Here is an 18,391-nt window from a genome sequence, read left to right as displayed (position 1 = left end):
ATTTGGGCCGCTGTTTGCCGCAGACATTCGCCGCCAGCGGATCAACCGGATGCGGGGCTTCCGGCAGTGGCGATGGCACCTCGATGAAATGTACGTCAAGATCAACGGCGAGATGCACTATCTCTGGCGTGCGGTTGATCACGAAGGTGAGGTTCTGGAGTCATACGTCACCACAAAACGGGATAGATCAGCGGCATTGCGGTTTATGAAGAAGGCGCTCAAGCACCATGGCCGGCCTGAAGCCGTGGTCACGGACGGCCTGCGATCCTATCCCGCTGCCATGCGGGAACTGGGCAATCTCGACCGTCGTGAGATGGGGCGTTAGAAGAACAACCGGGCCGAGAACAGCCACCTGCCATTGCGGCGACGAGAACGGGCGATGCAACGATTTCGGCGCATGAAGTCGTTGCAGAAATTCGCATCAGTTCACGCCAGCCTGCACAACCACTTCAACTCTGAACGCCACCTCGTCGATCGCCAGACTTACAAGACACGACGCTCGGTCGCCTTGGCCGAATGGCAGTCGCTCATGGCCTGAGGTTTGGTTGTAGTGGCGGTAGCTGTGTCTAGTGGAGACGAGTTCGCATCAGACTGCCACCTCCTCAAAGACCAATTAGGCTATCGAGGCAGTTCAACGTGCGACTGCTCGTCGACGGGTGGCCATTGGTCCACATGGCGCTCGGCGTACCAGGCCGGTGGCAATTTTCGCTCCGTTGGCCACAGCTCGTCGAGGGTATCGGCGTCGAACAACTGGCCGCCCCGCATCACCTGTTTGACGGACAGCGTATTGCGAATGTCGGCCAGCGGGTCGTGGTCGAAGACGATCAGGTCGGCGTACTTTCCCACTTCTAGCGTGCCCATATCGTCGAGCCGGCCGATGGTTTCTGCCGCCCCCGCAGTTGCGGCGTGCAACACTGCGGCAATCGGCATCCCGCCGTCGACGTGGGCCTCCATTTCGTAATGGAAACCGACGCCCGGGTCGTCGCCATGGGACCCCATGCCGACCAATGCCCCTGCTTCCGCAAGCTTGGCTACGTCGGCGGCCAGCACAGGCGAACGTGACGCGGCCATCGAGGCCCATTCGCGCTGCCCCAGTTTGGAAGCGATGACATATGGTGACCAGAAACGGCGGACCTTGGGGTCGAGTGCCGGATCGTGTTTGGCGACATAGTAATGCTTGGCCGCCGGTCCGCTGGTATTTACCAGCAGGGTCGCAACATAGCTGGTGCGCATTTGGGCAATCAGCTTGATTACGTCTTCCTGAAACGGCGCAATCGGGAGGGCATGTTCGTTACCAGCATAGCCATCGAGCAACTGGGTAAGGATCAGCTTCGGGTTGTGGCTACCCTCGGTGGTTGGCAGCAGACCGAGTTCGCTGGACGCCATCGCGATCCATTGGCGCACAGTGCGGCTTTCGGCGCGGTATTGCTTGATATTGCGCAGACCCCACGCTTCTCGATAACGGCGCAGCACGGCGCGCACTTCATCGAGCGACTGGAAGTGCTCGCGTGAAAACAGCGCCGGGCCGGTCGATCGCAGACGCGGTCCGATCATCAGACCTGCGTCGAGCAGGTCCTGATAGGCGATCTGGTCAATCCCCAAGGTTGAGGGGTCGAAGGAAGTCGTAACCCCGAACGCCAGCCGCGCGCGCAAGCTCCAATCCTCAGAGGATATAACGTTGCGCCGGATCGTGCCAATGTGATCGTGATCGTCAATGAACCCCGGGGTGACGGTCTTGCCGCCGAGTTCCCGCACTGGCGTTCCCTGCGGGACGGGGATCGAACCACGCGGGCCAATCGCGGCAATGCGGTCGGCAGTAATCAGGATATCCGCGTCGTCGATCACCTTGTCGCCGTTTGCCATCGTCAGCGCCCGCGCCCCCCGGAGCAAGATGCTTCCAGCAGGTCGGGCGCGCGGTAGCTCGGCGATCAATTCGACATGCGTTTTGGGCACCGGTGCCGAGGTGTCGGGCAAGGTCTGGAGCCAGTTCCCCGTCGTCCAGATGAGGCTTTTGTCCGCCCGCCATTCGAAAAAGTCAGCGCCAATGTCGGTAACCCGCCGCGCCGGACCGTCTGGCGCGGAAAGATTGATTACCGCCCTGGTATCCGCTGGCACCGGCAATACATACAGTTGCTGAACCGCCTGCGCCGCGATCCACTTGCCGTCGGGACTGATCCGGATCGCGTCCGAGGTGCGCGGTGCCTCGGTGAAATAATAGCCATCGGACTTCACATTAGCGACAGCGCGCAGGGCCCCGCTGGCCAGATCCACCGCGATCAGTCCATTGTCGTTCATCAGATAGGTAGTGCCGGGCTGGCCGGCGACGAAATGCGGCCGCTGGCCGAACTGTCCCGATGCAATCACCCGCGCATTGCCGCCCTGCGTCGGAATTTCGACCAGCTGTGCAGCGCGGATCGAACCGATCAGGTAACTACTCTGTTGGCGCGCCGCCGCAGAGGAACGCAGGGTCAGGATGGTCTTCCCGTCCGGCGTGAACACCGGGTGGGTATAGTAGGCAGACAAGTCGTTCACGCGCACCGGCGTCGAAGTGCCATCGCTAGGGACCGTCCAAACCGCGCCGCCAGTGGCTTCGCTCCAGGTCACGTAGGTGATGCGGCGGCCGTCCGGGCTCCAGCTAGGCATTGATGCGGGATCGCCATTAACCGGCAAGCGCAGCGCGGCGCTGCCATCAACCGGTTGCACATAGATGCTACCAAACGCGGCATAGGCGACGCGTTCACCGTCAGGTGACGGGCTGGTTCCCTGCAACATCTTGGCACGCACCGAACCGGTATCCTCGCGGAAGCGGATGCGGGTGCTGGGCGCCACGGCAAGCTGGAGCCGTGCTTTGAACGGAATCCGCGTCAGAGGCGATCCGTCGATCGGTCGCCGCTCGATCTTGCCATTGTAGGCGATCAGTATCGCCTTGCTGTCAGGCGTGAAGCTGTAGCGAGGGATCAGGTCAATCCACGCCGCACCGTTCATCAGATCTAGCGGCGCGGGACCAAGATCGCGGTCGACTCCCGTTGTCAGATTGCGAACGCGCAGGGTCGTTTGCGCCATTCGCCGCGTCGCATAGGCCAGTTGCTTTCCATCGGGCGAGATGACCGGGCGAAAGTAAGCCTCGCCCGCTGCTTCGCGTCCGCCGGTATTGTCGATCACCGTCTCTTCGGCGCCAGTCGCGACATTGCGCCGCACAACCGTCCAAGGCACCGGGTCTTCAAACGAAAGGTCGCCCGTGCGCCGCGCAAAATACAGCCATTTGCCATCATGCGAGGGCGAGACGCCAAGGGTGCTTTGCCATGCGGTGCGCGGTGCGTCAGGCTTTTGCCGGATCGGTACTACCAGCTTGCCCTTGCCGCCATCGATCGGGTGACGCCATAATTCGTACCTGTCGAGCCGGATGCGGTGGCGGCTGACGTAGACCGACTTGCCATCCGCGCTCCATTCGGGCGAGGTCCGCACGGCCCCATCGTCGTCCTCGGTGATCCGCCGCGCGCCGCTGCCGTCGGCGCGCGCAATCCAAACATTGTCGCCGCCAGTACGGTCGCTGACATAGGCAATCCATTTGCCATCGGGCGAAAAGGTCGGTTGGACCTCGAACGCCATGCCAGTGGCAATCGGCACGGCGCGGCCGCCCTTCGAAGGCAAGGCGTAAAGCTCGCCCAGCATGTCGAACAGGATCGTCTTGCCGTCGGGCGAAACGGCAAGCGACATATAGGTTCCGCTCGACACCTCGTAGTCGAGCTTGCGGTCGGGCTTGAGCGGCAGGGCATCCTGCGCCGAGGCGGTCGCTGTAGTCGCAAGCAGCGATGCCAGTGCCAATGCCTTGCGAGCCCGGTGAGCCATCGTCATTCCTTCAATAATACCGGCGTTGTGCTTACCCGGCCAATTGGCGCGAGCGTTCGGCCGCGCCGTATATGATGGCGCCGGCAAGCCGGTCGATCGCGTCATCTGCTTCCATCGCCCGCAGTCCCGCAGCCGTCGTGCCGCCAGGACTGGTCACTTGGCGCCGCAATTCGGCAAGTGGCGCCAGGTCAGCCTCGGCCAGCGCGGCTGCGCCAGTGAATGTCGTGCGCGCCAATTGCATGGCCAGTGCCGAGGGCAGGCCCGCTGCCGCGCCAGCCGCCGCCAACGCCTCGGTAAATCGAAAATAATAGGCCGGACCGCTGCCCGACAAAGCTGTAACGGCATCGATCTGGTTTTCATTGTCGAGCCACACGACCGGCCCTGTCGGCAGAAGCAAGGCATCGGCAGTGGCTATATCTTCTGTCCTGCAATCACGTGCAGCAACCGCGGCGGTAATCCCCCGGCCAATCGCTGCGGGCGTATTCGGCATCGCCCGGATCACGCGTGCGCTGCCGAGCGCGTTGCTCAGCCTTTTGAGCGTGATCCCCGCCATGATTGAGACAAACAGCGCATCGCATGCCGCCAAGGCCCGCAAATCTTGCGCCAGTGAGCCAAAGACCTGCGGCTTTACGGCAAGCACGATGGTCAGTTCGTTCGCCGCTTCGATGTCGTTGAGAGTTGTGGCCCGCTCGGTTCCATCGGGCAATTCGCCTGCCATCGGATCGAACACCTGCACGCGGTGCCTGCCGGCCCAACCGCGCGCCAAGGCGCTGCCCATCCGTCCGCAACCGAGCAGCAAGATCGTCACGGACGCGTGTCTTTGTAACGCTCGGCGAGCAGGTCCTGCCGTGACCGGGTGGAAACCTGCTTGCCTTCGATGACCACCGCCAGAGCATTGGTCGAGGGCTCGAGCGGATCACCATCCCACACCACTAGGTCGGCATCGCTTCCGGGTGCCAGCGTGCCGCCGCCCCTGCCCCAAATTGCGAGCGGATTGACTGTCACGGCGCGCAGACCATCAAACCACGGCAAACCATTGGCAACGGCGATTCCTGCGCCCTCGCGCAATGCCAGCCCGGCGTTGTAGTTCATGTGAATCGATCCTCCGACAAGTCCGATCGCTACGGGCACCCCGGCGCGCGCCAGGATTGCGGCGGAATCCTGCCTCGCGCCAAGCTGGTCGAAGGTAAAGGGCAGGTTCGCTTGCGGATCGAGCACCACACCGATCTTCGCCGCTGCCAAGGCATCTGCCACTCGCCACGCTTCGGCCCCGCCGACGATGACGACTCGGATCTTGAAATCACTGGTGAGCGCGATCGCCTGAAGAATGTCGGATTCACGGTGAGTCTGGATTGCGAGCGGAATGTCCCCGGCGATCACGCCGCGGATCGGGTTTTCGCCCGGACGCCGTCCCCGCGCCGGTGGTGGTCCGCCACTGCCGCGACCCTTCGCAGGACCCTGGGTGACGTCGCTCGCCGCCGCGCGCTTTGCCTCGGTCAGGGCGTTGCGGAGCACTGTCCATTGCTGCGCGCGCGAGCCGAGTTTGGTCCAGGCTCCGCCGCCGATCGTTGCATAGACCGCAAGGTCACCGCGATCGAGAATGTCCGCTCCTTCGCGAAGGCGCGCCATGACCGGCTCACCCGAAAAGACCGGTTGACGCGATGGCGAGGGATAGACCAGCGCGCGTGTCAGCCCGTCCGCTCGGGCAAGGCTTACCAGTGTTGAATTGCCGTTCAGGGCGCGAGCCGGACTGAAGCCCGCATTTCGATCGTCGGCCGAACTCTCGTCGCTCGTCTCGCTTGCCGACCGGACCTCAATAAGGCCGAGTTGAGTGGCGCCGTTGACGAACCCCGGGGTGACCGGCTTGCCACGCGCATCAATGACCGTTGCTCCACCCGGCACTTCCCCGCCCGCCGTGACCGAGACAATACGCCCCGATTCGATCACGATCGTCGCATCGCGCACCGGTTCGGCGCTGTCCATCGTCCACGCCTCGGCATGGGTAACCACGATGGTTTGGGCCGATACCGGAGCGGTGGTAGCGAGGGCCAGCATGATAGCGAGTTTCCGCATCACTTTGCGCCTTTCCGCCCGAGCTCGAAATCTGAAACCGGCTCGCCGCGCGGCTTCGTACGGTCCCAAGCCACCGCACCACCGATCATCACCAGGTCGGGCTCGGCATAGATGCTGAATGGACTGGCCGACCACAGCACCAAGTCCGCCTCATAGCCCGGCGCAAGTATGCCGACGTGCTTGTCGAGGCCCAGCAGCCGCGCCGGATTACTGGTGATCCAGCGGATCATCTGCTCGGGAGGAATGTCGATGCCGATGCGCCTCCCTGCTCCAGCCGCCTTGGCAGCAGCGATATTGAGCCGTTGGCCGTCCGCAGGAGAATCGGAATGCATCATCACGCATACGCCGGCGCGCTCGAGCATCGGCGCTTCTGCGCGGATCGCATCCTGGGCCTCCATCTTGAAGCCCCACCAATCGGCCCAGACTGCCGCACAAGTCCCGGCCTCGCGCATGAGGGCAGGTATCTTGTAGGCTTCAGTCGCATGGTGGATCGCGGCGATCCGGAAGCCGAATTCCTTGGCGAGCGCCAGCGCTCCGGCGATGTCATTGGCACGGTAACAATGCAGGTGGACGCGAATATCGCCCGCGAGGATGCCAGCCAGCGTTTCGAGTTTCAGGTCACGCGGAGGTGCCTCTCCGGTCCCCAGCCGCGCCTTTTCGAGCGACAGTTTGTAAGCCCGGGCATTGATGAAGCCCTGCCGCATATAGGCAATGACGCCTTGCCGGCTGGTCGGTCCGTCATTTTCGCTCTCTGCCCCCCAGCTCTTGGGGTTTTCGCCGCAGGCCATCTTGAAGCCCTGGGTATTGCCCGTGACCTTCATGCCCCACACGGTCGAGGCGCGGATCGGCTTCACCACAACCGAACGGCCCGCGAATATCGGCGTCGAACCAGGCAGGATCTGCATGGTCGTCACGCCGTTCGACAGCGCCCGATCGAAAGATGTGTCCTGCGAATTGACCGCAGTTTCGATCCAGGTGTCGGCGACGTTGGCACTGCTCAGGTCGGAAACGTCACTGGCCTCGCGGTCGGGATCAGACAGCGGACGGACAAAGGTCCCATCATGGCTGTGAACGTCAATGACCCCGGGCGTCACCCACCGCCCCCGGGCATCGACTTCGCGGACGCCCGGATTGACGAGCCCCTTGCCGACCGCGACAATCTTGCCAGCGCGAACCAGAACGTCACCGCCGTCGATCCGCTTGCCTGCGCCATCTAGGATTGTGGCGCCGCGAAGTAGTTGGTCTTCCGGTGTCGGCGCGCGATAGGTGCTGGGGTACGGATTTTCTTGCCACGGCGCTGCGGCCGCGCGCTGCGCGGTTGCCGGCACCGGCAACGTCAGCAAGGCCGCCGTAGCGAACACCGCTGCCGCCCGAACCCGCTTCATCATCGCCTTCAGCTCCTGTCGTTGAATCGCCACATCCAAGCCCGAATATCGTCGTCAGGCAGGACACTCAGGATCGAGTCGAGCGTCTCGGGCGCTTCATCCTGCCCTAGTTTGAACTTACCCGATACACTTGTCACTCGCGCGCGAAATCCGACGATCCGGGTCAGCATCCCGTGATAGCGCGAACCAAGCTCTGCCATGTGCCAGGGTTGCGGTCTTCCCGCCTCCATCGCCTCCACCAGTACGCCAAGCGCGTGCTCGGTAAGCGCATCGTCAAAGGTGACCTGCGCCTCGACCTTCACTTGCGCATAGTTCCAAGTCGGCGCCCAATCGCGCTTGCCGGCGTGTTCGGGCGAGACGTAGGCGTCCGGTCCGCTGAACAGGATCATCGCTGCCGCATCGCTGGTAAGCGTGGCGAGCAACGGATTCGACCGCATCAGATGACCGATCAATTCGACCAGATTGCCCTCGGCATCGAACACCCCGATCAGCGGCAGCTGGCTTGCCTGAAGCGTGGATGCCGGTCCGCCGCAGACCCAGGCGAGCGGGAATTCCTCGATTAACGCACGGACGTCCGCAGCGTCGAAGCGCTCAAACACGGAGACCGATCCTCCCTCGCTGCCTGCCGTGCCGGCGATGATGTCAGCCCCGTTCATGTGCCCCAACATTCCTTATTTCAGCATCCTTGTCCGTCACGCCCCGGTCCCGAACAAGCGCCAAAACGTAAAAGCTGCATGGTCCAGCGAGTGCTTGCGATGTTGAAACCGAAGGCTACAGTTGGCCCCCGCAGTTACGCCGATCGAATGGAAAAGGCAGGACCAATGCTCAGGCCATGGCAAGTCAGTCTGGTGGACCGGATCGACCCCTCTCGCAACATCCCGATATATATGCAGATCATTCAGGCGCTGATCCGCGACATCGAACGTGGCCGGCTTGCCTCGGGCGATTACTTGCCCAGCAGCCGCCAGCTTGCGACATTGCTCGGCGTAAATCGCAAGACAGTTGTGCTCGCTTATGAAGACCTGATTGCGCAGGGCTGGCTTGCTTCCGCAGGAACGCGCGGGACCATGGTTTCGAAGTCGCTCCCCCAGTCGGTCAAGAAAAAGCAGCCCGAAGCTGAAGTCACCATGAGCAATGTCGCGATTGACTACCGGGTGGCGCCGCCGCCAGACCGGTCGCTTGCTTTGCCGGCTGGCCCAGGTCTCAAGCTCGATGAAGGTGCTCCTGATGGCAGGCTGTTTCCTGCCGAACTTCTTGCCCGCGCTTATCGCTCCGCTACTCACCGAGCGGCGCGCAGGAACGGCTTTCAATATCGCGATCCCCGAGGCTCGCCACTGTTGCGCGAGTGCATTGCGACGATGCTCAAGAGCCAGCGAGGCCTGCCGGTCTCCGCCGAGAACATCTGCATCACGCGTGGCAGCCAGAACGGCATCTTTCTCTCCACTCAGGTTCTCGTCCAGCCCGACGATGCGGTCATTGTCGAGGATCTGACCTACGAGCCGGCTGTCGCCGCGTTCCGCGCGCTTGGCGCCAAGGTCCTGTCGGTGCCGGTCGATGAAGACGGTATGGATGTCGAGGCGGTCGAAGCGTTATGTCGTCACAATGCCGTGCGCGCTGTTTTCGTAACGCCGCATCACCAGTTCCCGACCACGGTCGCGCTGCGGCCGGAACGCCGCCTGCGCCTGCTCGCGCTTGCCCGCCAGTTCGGCTTTGCGATCATCGAGGACGATTACGACCATGAGTTTCATTTCGAATCGCAGCCACTGCTACCGATGGCGGGTTATGGCCCCGGCCAGGTGATCTATGTCGGATCGCTGTCAAAGCTGCTGCTGCCCGCCTTGCGGATCGGTTATGTCGCGGCTCCGCCGTCGGTGATCGATGCGATCGCACACCGGATTTCGTTGACCGATGGCATGGGCAACACTCTCACCGAGGACGCCGCTGCCGAACTAATCGAGAATGGCGAACTGCGCCGCCACGCCCGCAAGGTTTGGCAAGTCTACGCCCGTCGCCGCGAGAATTTCGCTGCCGAGATTGATCGCAGTTTCGGCGAGTTGGCCGAATACAGCATTCCTGATGGAGGCCTCGCCTTCTGGTTGCGCTTCGACACAGATCTCGATCAGCTTGAGGCGCGTGCCGCTGCGATGGGCCTGCGCTTTGCTGCATCGCGCTCGTTCATGATGCGCGACGATGCCCCGCGCGGCCTGCGTATCGGATTTGCCAGCCTGACGGAGCAGGAAGCACAGAGCGCCATCGCCGCTCTGCGCCAAGCTGCTGGCTGAACTGCACCTTGGCCCGGTGAGGCCGGCCGCAATTGGATGTTTCGCATTCGCCCGCAAATGACCAAGCTCCCTGAACTGCAGGAGGAATTCATGCGAATCGAGACCCTTCACGACAGCAGGCCAACGCACGCAATGGCCCACGCCTGACATGTACAATCGTCGCAGCCTCCTCGCCTTTGGTGCCAGCGCGGCTGTTGCGGCTGCGGCCCGGTCTGCCTTCGCAGCTTCGGGGGAGCTCGATGTTGCCTATATAAGCGGCCGGATTTGGACCGGCGCCGGGCGTGATGTCCGCACCGATGCGATCGGCGTAAAGGGGGATCGTATCGCGGCCATCGGCGCAGCGGCCGTGCGCGCTGGCATCGGCAAGCGCACAAGGATCGTCGATCTCGGCGGAGCCTTCGTCACGCCCGGCTTCATCGATTCCCATGTCCATTTCGTGAAGGCGTCTTTCATGCTGTCGCGACCCTCGTTGCGCGATGCGAACAGTCCGGAGGAATTCGTCGAGCGAATCGCCGCTGCCGCCAAGGCGCTGCCACGCGGTCAATGGCTTGAAGGTGGCAACTGGGATCAGGACCGTTGGGGCGGGAAAATGCCCGACAAGACGTGGATCGACGCCGTAACCCCGGATACGCCGGTCGCTGTCATACGCTACGATCTCCACACCTTGCTGCTCAATTCGGTCGCGCTCAGGTTGGCCGGGATCGACCGCAATACGCCCGAGGTTCCCGGCGGAGTCATCGAGCGCGACGCCAGCGGCGTACCGACCGGCATCATCAAGGACGCCGCGAAAGAATTGGTGCTGCGGGCGATCGGAACGCCGACCGATGCCCAGATCGACGCAGCCACGCGCAAGGGCATCGAGCTCGCTTTGAGCAAAGGCGTGACTCAGGTTCATCCGACCGAACTGGACTGGCTAACCTTCGAATCCACCCGCCGCCTGCATGCCGCAGGTGAACCCGGTATCCGCTTTCGGCACTATCTTCCACTCAAGGATTGGCAGCGCCAGACTGAGATGATCAAACAGGAGGGGCGGGGTGACGACTGGGTGCAGTGGGGAGCTTGCAAGGTTGTATTCGACGGCTCACTCGGCTCGCGCACGGCCTTGTTCTATGAGCCTTACCTCGACGAGCCCGGAACGCGCGGCATCGTGGTCACTGACCCCGCCGACTTGCGCCAATGGATGAAGGATGCCGACATGGCGGGCCTCCAGATAACCGCCCACGCAATCGGTGACCGCGCCAACGACACCATACTCGACATCATGGCAGCGGTCGCCGCCGCAAATGGCAAGCGCGACCGGCGGCTGCGGGTCGAGCATGTTCAGCATGTCAGGCCGGCCACGATTCCGCGCTTTGCCAAACAGGGCGTCATCGCGTCGGTCCAACCATATCACGCGATCGACGATGGGCGCTGGGCCGTGCGGCGGATAGGCGACGAGCGATTGAAGACGAGTTTCGCTTTTGGATCGCTGGTCAGTTCGGGGGCCCACGTCTGCATGGGATCGGATTGGCCGGTGGCACCGCTTGATCCGCTCACCGGGATTGAGGCTGCCATCAACCGACAGACGCTGGACGCAAAGAATCCGAACGGCTGGTTCCCTGAACAGCGCGTTTCGCTCGCCCAGGCGCTGCGCAGTTACACGCGCGAACCTGCCTATGCAGGGTTCAATGAGCGTTCGCTCGGCCTGATCGCGCCCGGTTATCTCGCGGACTTTGTCGTACTGGACCGGGATCTGTTCGCGCTGGACCCTCACCTGCTAACTGAGGCAAAGGTGCTGCGCACGATTGTCTCTGGAATTCAGCGTTTCGGCTGAAAGATTTATTGGCACAAGCGAGTAGGGATGGCCATTGGCCCCCCAGATAAACGCAAACTGGATGTTTTTCGGCCCAACGCGGGGTTCCAAGGTAGCGGCAAGATAGGGCTTGGCCCAGCCACGCCCGATCCGTCACGGTCCAGTTCATTAGCATTCGGGGGTTTGAGACATGGTTGCCTATCGCGCCGCAATTCGAGGTTCAAGCGTTGCCACAATGGCAGCCGTTCTGGCTTCGGCCGCGCCAGCTTTCGCACAGGAAGCGGCGAAAGAAGACGATACAATCATCGTCATCGCCCAGCAGGCGCAGAAACAGGTAACCAGCAACGGCGATCTTGGCGCGCTTGGCAGCCAAGATGCGATGTCGACGCCGTTCAACGTCACTACCTATACGGCCGAACTGGTGCTCAATCAGCAGTCCGAGACCATCGGCGACGTGATGAAGAACGATCCTTCGGTGCGCGTTTCATCGGGCAGCGGTAACCAAGCGGAACTGTTCGTCGTGCGCGGCTTCCAACTGTTCGGCGACGCGATTGCGATCGACGGTCTCTATGGCGTTGCCCCTCGCCAGCTTATCTCGCCGGAACTGTATGAGGGCATCCAGGTCCTCAACGGAGCGAGCGCGTTCCTTTACGGCGCACCTCCGGGCGGATCGGGCGTGGGCGGCGGCATCAACCTGACGCCCAAGCGCGCCAGGACGGAGCTCTACCGGGCGACGGCCAGCTTCGGCGGCCGAAGCATTTTCGGCGGCAACTTCGACGCCGGCAAGCGCTTCGGCGAAAACGAACAATTCGGTATCCGCGTCAACGGCGTGTACCGAAAAGGCGAGAATTCCATCCACGGCGAAGACAAGCAGGTCGGGGTTCTGGGCGCTGGGATCGACTTCCGCAGCGGCCCCGCACGGATCATGCTCGATGTCGGGTACGAGAACCAGCAGGTCTTCAAGCCTCGCCCGATCGTGCGCGTGGCCGCCACGCTCCCTTCGATCCCATCGCCACCGTCAGACCCATCGTACAACTATGCCCAGGACTGGACCTATACCAAGCTTCGGGATTTTTATGGAACGTTCCGCATCGAAGTGGATGTTGCGCCTAACGTGACCCTTTATACTGCCATCGGTGCGCGCGACGGGTCCGAATACGGTGATTACTCAACGCTCACAATGCTCGCGGTCAATGGCGACGGCACTCAGGCCCGCCTTTACGTACCTCGCGCCGACAATAACGAAGCCGGGCAGCTAGGTATGCGCGCGAAGTTCGCCACCGGCGGCGTCTCGCATCAGTTCAATGCCGGCGCTTCGGTGGCCTTCCAGGAAAACCGCAACGCCTTCATGAATGGCGTGTTTCCCGCAACGACCCGCCCCGCCGCATCCTGCACCAACATTCCCGCGGCATCGCTGACCGTCAACGTGTTCTGTTCGAACCTGTACAATGCGCCAGTGGTTGCTGCGCCGCTGACCGGTAACACTGCCCTTGCGACGGGCGGCGACCTGATCAATCTGCCTAGGTCGCAGACCTTTGCCTATACCAGCGCCTTTGCATCAGACACCCTAGGCTTCCTTGACGACCGTTTCCTGATGACGCTGGGCGGCCGCTATCAGCGGATCGTCGCCCGCACTTACAACAAGCAGAATGCGCAGACGTCGAATTACGTCCGCCATGCGTGGACGCCGGCGATCGGGATTGTCGCAAAGCCAAGCGAAAACATCTCGATATATGCGAACCGGATGGAAGCCTTGGTCCAAGGCCCGGTCGCATCAACGACTACCGTCGGCATCCTCAACCCCGGTCAAGTCTTTGATCCTTACCGGTCGGTCCAGTACGAGGCCGGCGTCAAGCTGGCGATCCACGGGCTAACCGGCACGCTGGCAGCCTATACCACCTCGCAGCCGCTGCAATTCAATGATCCTTCCCCGACCAATCCGACGCAGTTCACCTTCCGCGTCGATGGCGAACAGCGCAACCGAGGCATCGAACTCAGCCTGAATGGCGAACCCACCGACTGGCTGCGCTTCATCGGCGGCATTACCTATACCGACGCAAAAATCACCAAGTCGATCGCCGCTAACCTTGGCAAGCGGGCGATTGGCGTGCCTGAATGGCAGGTCAGCTTTGGTGCTGAACTCGTGCCGCCCTTCCTCAAGGCTGCGACCTTGACTGGCCGCGTGGTCTACACAGATAAGCAGTATGTGAACCTGACAAACACGCAGAGCATCCCCGCCTGGACGCGTTTCGATCTCGGCATGCGTTATGTCTTCGTTGTCGATGGCCACCCCATGACCTTCCGCGTCAGCGCGGAGAATGTCACCAACAAGGCTTATTGGGGTTCTGCTTCCGGCGGCTACCTGACGATCGGCGCACCGCGTACTTTCAAGAGCTCGATCACCTTCGAATATTGATCAGCTGACCACGCAGCACCGACCGCAAGGCGGCCCGGTTGGCGACAACCGGGCCGCTTTTCGTTCTCCGATAAAAGCCCTGATTGGACCCATGTTCTTTAAATTTGTGGAGGTTCATCGCCCCCAAGAATGAGGGCAATCCATAATGATCATGGCTCAGTCTGCTCCTTCCAATCGCTCGTCCCGGCAACGCATCCTGAAGTTTCATCGCTGGATCAGCCTTGCTGCGGCCACGTTCTGGCTCGTCCAGGCACTTACGGGGATCGGAATCCTGTTCCATTGGGAGATTGCCGACGCGGCTTATCCCTCGCCTCACCAACCGACCGACCTCGCCCGGATCGAACAGCGCATCGATGCGATCAGGTCTACAGGCGCGACGGTCAAGACAATCTGGACCACGGCCGGAGCGGCGGACCGCTATACCATCAATCTCGACAAGGGCAGCGTCCTGATCAGCGGCGACGGCACCGTGCTTCGTCCTGCTACGATCGAGAAACCCGCGCTGATGGGCATGCTGGTTGGCATCCACCATGACCTGCTTGGCGGCAAGCTTGGCAGTTGGATCGTATCGATCAGCGGCCTGCTGCTGCTCAGCAATCTGGCGCTCGGCCTGACTGCGGGCTGGCCTCGTGGCCGGGCGTGGCAGGCGGCGCTAGTTCCGACTCGTAAGGGTCCGTTACCCGCGCGCCTGTACAGTTGGCATCGCGCCATCGGCTTATGGGGTTGCCTGCCTGCCCTGCTCGTCGTCACCACTGGCACCCTGCTGAAGTTCGAGGATGGCGTGGGAGACCTGATCGGCGCTCGCCCGGTGGCTCTGCCGGCGGTGCCGCGCGCCGGGGATCCGGTCGGCTTTGCTGCCGCAGCCAGTTCCGCGCTTGCCGCCATACCCGGCAGCACACTAACGATGGTTCGCTGGCCCGACGAGGTCGACGCGACTTATACCGTGCGCGTCCGCGCGCCAGGCGAAATTCGACGTGCCTATGGCGCCAGTGTCGTGCTGGTGGATGCCAATACCGGCGCGGTTCGCGGCACTTATCCGATCGCACAGGCCGATCCGGCACGCGGCTTCATGAGCGCGCTGTTTCCCCTTCACACCGGGGAGTTCGGCGGGCTTGTGGGGCGTCTGTTGTCGGCGCTTGTCGGCTTTTGGCTGCTGGGAATCATCGTGCTTGGGACCATGTTGTGGACCAAGCCGCGCAGGTCAGGAAAGGCCTGACATGCGTTTCCACGCCAGCTTTGCAGTGATTGCGATTGCGCTCGCCGAGGCACCAACCAGTGCCGAGGACGCGCAAGACGGAATGGAGCAGCACCATCACGTTATCGACACCCCTGCGTTCAGGATCCCGGGCCTTGATTTGAGCGGGGACCTGCGGGTTCAGGGAGAGCTTAACTCGCCCGTCAAAGATGCCCGCGACCGCTGGCGTTCAGAATTCCGCGCCCGCATACGCGCCACGTATAGGGTGTCCTCCAGCCTTACGATCGGCGCCCAGATTGAGAACGGCGAGCCGGAGGACCCTGACTCAGCCGATATCGCGCTTTCGAACGTCGATGACTACCTCGATCCAACGTTGGATCAGGCTTGGGCGCGCTACACTCAGGGCGATCTAACGGCCGTCGCCGGAAAGTTCCCGCAGATCTTCAAACAAACCGACATGGTCTGGGATGCCGATTTCGCTCCCAAGGGGGTCGGCGCAACTTACGGTAAGCACCTTAGCAATGCCTACCTTGAAGCCCGGGCCACTTATTTCGTGATCGACAATGATACCGCAAGCGACAGTGACATGATCGGCGGGCAAGTGCTGCTCATGGCGGCTCTGTCACCAGTCCTGAATTTGACCCTTGCCGGCAGCTATTATCACTATCGCCTCGGATCGGTCGCACAGCCGGATTCGGAGGACATTCAGGGTAATATTGTTGCCTTGGGCCGATACCTGTCGGATTTCAGACTCGCAGGGGGATTAGCGGCACTGAACTGGAACGGCCTGACTCCGCGCTGGCCGATTGCCGTCACTTTGGACTATGTCCGAAATCTGGGGGCCGCGGTCTCTACGGATACCGCCGTGAACTTCGAACTCGTCGCCGGCCGTACTGAAAAGCGCGGCGATTGGCGTATCGCTTATAATTACGCACGCGTCGGCGTTGATGCCATTTTTGCCGCCTTCGCCCATGACAATCTCAGCCTTGCGACCAACTACAAGCTGCACGGGCTCAGTATCGCCCATGCTCCCGCCAAAGACATGGTCGTCGACTTCATGGTCTACCGCTACCGCCCGCTCGACCCGCTATACGCCGGAACGAATAACCCGGCGGCTTGGCTCAACCGAGTCCGGTTGAACTTCCTTGTGAACTTCTGAACCGGATTCGATCCGGCCTTCAATTACACCTCGTCGGGCAAGGTGGCGGCAATCCAAGGCGAGGCCTGTTCGTAAGCATGACCGACCTGCAGCACGGCAAGATCGGCATGATTGGGCCCGATGATCTGAAGCCCGATTGGCAGCTTACGTTTGCCGCCAAAACCAGCCGGAACGGCCAAGGTCGGCAACCCGGCCATGGTTGGCGGCAGGGTCACCTCCATCCAACGATGGTAACTGTCCATCGGACGCCCGGCAATCTCGCGCGGCCAGCGCTGCTCGACGTCGAACGGGAACACTTGCGCGGTTGGCAGCACCAGGAAATCGTAGCGCTCAAAGAGCGCACGGAATGCCTGATAAATTCGCGCACGTCCTTCCGAGGCTTCGGCAACCTGCTGGCCGGTCAGCTTCAGATAGCCCTCGACCTCGTAAATCGCTTCAGGCCTCATGAGGGCGCGCTTGGCGGGATCGGCATAATAGGAAAACAGATCGGAACCGACTGACCAGTACCGCAGCGCGACTGCTGTGCGCCACATCTCTGCCGCAGAAAGTGACAGGCTCGCTTCTTCGACTTCCATGCCCGCAGTGCGAAAGGCGGACAGCGCCTTCACGCAGGTTTCCATGATCCCCGGCTCCATCGCCAGCCCGCCTTGCAAGTCACCGAGCCAGCCAACGCGCCGGCCTTTCCATTCACGCTCAAGCGGTCCTGCGAAGCGTGCAGGGTCGTCGGAAAGCGAAAACGGCGCGCGGGAATCGGCCCCTGCCTGAACAGAAAGCATCAGGGCGAGATCGCGGACGCTGCGCGCCATCGGGCCTGAGGTGGCAAAGGTCTGCCCGAACACATCGCTCGACGGCACCGAGGGTACCCGGCCAAAGGACGGACGGAAGCCGAAGACGTTGTTCCAGCCCGCGGGATTGCGGAGAGACCCGCCGAAATCGCTGCCATCGCCCAAGGGTGTCATCCGTAGCGCCAGCGCCACGGCGGTTCCGCCGCTGCTGCCTCCGGCCGAAACCGCCGGGTTCCACGCATTGCGGGTGACCCCGAAGATAGGATTGAAACTGTGCGAGCCAAGCGCGAATTCAGGTACATTGGTCTTGCCAATGAACACTGCCCCGGCATTTCGCATTCGCGAAACGACCAGCGAATCTGCTTTAGGAATGTTGTTCCGCAGCAGGGGGGACCCTTGTGTCGTCAGAATGCCTTGGGTAGGCGCGGTATCCTTCACCGCATGCGGAAAGCCGTGCAGGGTGCCACGGAAGCGACCCGCCGCCGCATCTTCATCCAAGGCCGCAGCTGCGCGCATCAGTTGCTCGGAAGATACTCGCGAAACGATCGCATTAAACTTCGGGTTCAGTCGGTCGATCTGCGCGAGGTGTGCTGCCATGACTTCGCGGCTCGACAAGTCACGTCTATGGATAGCTCGAGAAAGATCGGTCGCGCCCAGCTTGACGATCTCACGTCCGGGAGCGGTAGTGGGGGATGCTATCACCTGCGTTGCCGCAATCGCGACCGGCACTGCCAACACGGACCGCCGGGTCCACTTGGCGCCTGCGGCGTCGGCATGGTCTTGCATAACTTGTTCACCTAGTGGTCTGAAACATGTTCGCGATCATTTGAATTTGGCGCGGGGCGGGTTGCTGGCGCGCCAACCATCGATCCTTTTAAGCCACTGGGCCGCTGAAACCGGACCAACCGTCTTGGAATCGGTATGTTCGGCGATGAATTCACGAATGTCCACGAAATAGGCCGGACCGCTTGGAATGGCCAGTTCCTTGCGCTTGGCCGCCATCCTGGCTTCCTGCTCAGGCGTCGGTTTTTCTGCAGCGACCGGCTTGAACAGGATCACGTCGAAGTCGGCACCATTCTCGTGGAAGAACAACTGGACCGGCGGAAGCCCCCCCGCTGCTCGAACCTGATCTGTCTGGTCGAGGCGGCGAACGAATTCTTCCTGCTTGCCTGGAACCAGCTTGAATATCTCGAACCATGCCTCTGGGAACGCCTCCTCGGCAACTCTTGTCTGAGCCGTGACCGGGCCGGCCATCAGAAGGGAACCGACAAGTGCAAGCGAGAAAATCTTCATGTGAGTTCTCCGTGATTCGCAGACACTGTCGGCATCCATGGTGGAACTATAAACCGCCAACTTTGCTTATATTGACTGGGCCAGTGCATCACGCGAGGATCAAGGTAATTGGCGCTCTGGGATCGCCACCTCGGCAAACAGGATTGGAACGTTGCTTCGCCG

12 protein-coding genes and 1 pseudogene are annotated in these 18,391 nt (G+C 61.9%); 6 read left to right on the top strand and 7 right to left on the bottom strand.

Annotated features, from left to right (window positions below):
* A pseudogene (locus WG900_RS20280) lies at positions 1-538 on the top strand (IS6 family transposase); the annotation flags it as partial.
* 80 nt (positions 539-618) lie between these two features.
* On the opposite strand, the gene WG900_RS15890 reads toward WG900_RS20280, so the two are convergent.
* The 5 genes from WG900_RS15890 to WG900_RS15870 are packed head-to-tail and all read right to left on the bottom strand — an operon-like array spanning position 619 to position 7,963.
* Positions 619-3,849: an amidohydrolase family protein gene (locus tag WG900_RS15890; protein WP_339968615.1), complete on the bottom strand. Its 3,231-nt coding sequence runs from the start codon at positions 3,847-3,849 to the stop codon at positions 619-621.
* A 31-nt stretch (positions 3,850-3,880) separates the two neighbouring features.
* Positions 3,881-4,657, bottom strand: a complete 777-nt coding sequence (gene proC, locus WG900_RS15885) for a pyrroline-5-carboxylate reductase (RefSeq protein WP_339968613.1) — start codon at positions 4,655-4,657, stop codon at positions 3,881-3,883.
* Positions 4,654-5,922: an amidohydrolase family protein gene (locus WG900_RS15880; RefSeq protein ID WP_339968611.1), complete on the bottom strand. Its 1,269-nt coding sequence runs from the start codon at positions 5,920-5,922 to the stop codon at positions 4,654-4,656. Before WG900_RS15880 ends, proC begins: the two co-directional genes overlap by 4 nt.
* The gene (locus tag WG900_RS15875) at positions 5,922-7,310 is read right to left on the bottom strand and encodes an amidohydrolase family protein (protein WP_339968609.1); all 1,389 of its coding nucleotides are present in this window, start codon (positions 7,308-7,310) and stop codon (positions 5,922-5,924) included. Before WG900_RS15875 ends, WG900_RS15880 begins: the two co-directional genes overlap by 1 nt.
* A 5-nt stretch (positions 7,311-7,315) precedes the next feature.
* Positions 7,316-7,963, bottom strand: coding sequence for an FMN-binding negative transcriptional regulator (locus tag WG900_RS15870; protein ID WP_339968606.1), 648 nt, complete (start codon positions 7,961-7,963; stop codon positions 7,316-7,318).
* A 165-nt stretch (positions 7,964-8,128) separates the two neighbouring features.
* Between WG900_RS15870 and pdxR the strand changes: the two genes are divergently transcribed.
* The 5 genes from pdxR (at position 8,129) to WG900_RS15845 (ending at position 16,151) form a co-directional block, all read left to right on the top strand.
* Positions 8,129-9,589 carry a MocR-like pyridoxine biosynthesis transcription factor PdxR gene (gene pdxR, locus WG900_RS15865; protein WP_339968603.1) on the top strand — a complete coding sequence of 487 codons (1,461 nt, stop codon included), beginning with the start codon at positions 8,129-8,131 and terminating at the stop codon, positions 9,587-9,589.
* 148 nt (positions 9,590-9,737) lie between these two features.
* Positions 9,738-11,402: an amidohydrolase gene (locus tag WG900_RS15860; protein WP_339968601.1), complete on the top strand. Its 1,665-nt coding sequence runs from the start codon at positions 9,738-9,740 to the stop codon at positions 11,400-11,402.
* Positions 11,403-11,616: 214 nt separating this feature from the next.
* Positions 11,617-13,797 (top strand): TonB-dependent receptor, encoded by a 2,181-nt coding sequence (locus WG900_RS15855; protein WP_339968599.1) that lies wholly within the window; start codon positions 11,617-11,619, stop codon positions 13,795-13,797.
* A gap of 145 nt (positions 13,798-13,942) precedes the next feature.
* Positions 13,943-15,013, top strand: coding sequence for a PepSY-associated TM helix domain-containing protein (locus WG900_RS15850; RefSeq protein WP_339968597.1), 1,071 nt, complete (start codon positions 13,943-13,945; stop codon positions 15,011-15,013).
* 1 nt (position 15,014) lies between these two features.
* Positions 15,015-16,151 carry a putative porin gene (locus tag WG900_RS15845; RefSeq protein WP_339968595.1) on the top strand — a complete coding sequence of 379 codons (1,137 nt, stop codon included), beginning with the start codon at positions 15,015-15,017 and terminating at the stop codon, positions 16,149-16,151.
* Between the two features lie 23 nt (positions 16,152-16,174).
* Here the strand turns inward: WG900_RS15845 and WG900_RS15840 are convergent, their stop codons facing one another.
* Positions 16,175-17,722 carry an amidase gene (locus WG900_RS15840; protein ID WP_339968593.1) on the bottom strand — a complete coding sequence of 516 codons (1,548 nt, stop codon included), beginning with the start codon at positions 17,720-17,722 and terminating at the stop codon, positions 16,175-16,177.
* A gap of 36 nt (positions 17,723-17,758) precedes the next feature.
* Positions 17,759-18,229: a hypothetical protein gene (locus WG900_RS15835; protein ID WP_339968590.1), complete on the bottom strand. Its 471-nt coding sequence runs from the start codon at positions 18,227-18,229 to the stop codon at positions 17,759-17,761.
* Between the last annotated feature and the right edge of the window lie 162 nt (positions 18,230-18,391).

It is taken from the genome of Novosphingobium aquae, from assembly GCF_037572715.1.
Classification (GTDB): Bacteria; Pseudomonadota; Alphaproteobacteria; order Sphingomonadales; family Sphingomonadaceae; genus Novosphingobium; species Novosphingobium aquae.
The sequence above is the reverse complement of the archived record's forward strand: the minus strand, read 5'-3'. Positions and strand labels throughout refer to the sequence as shown.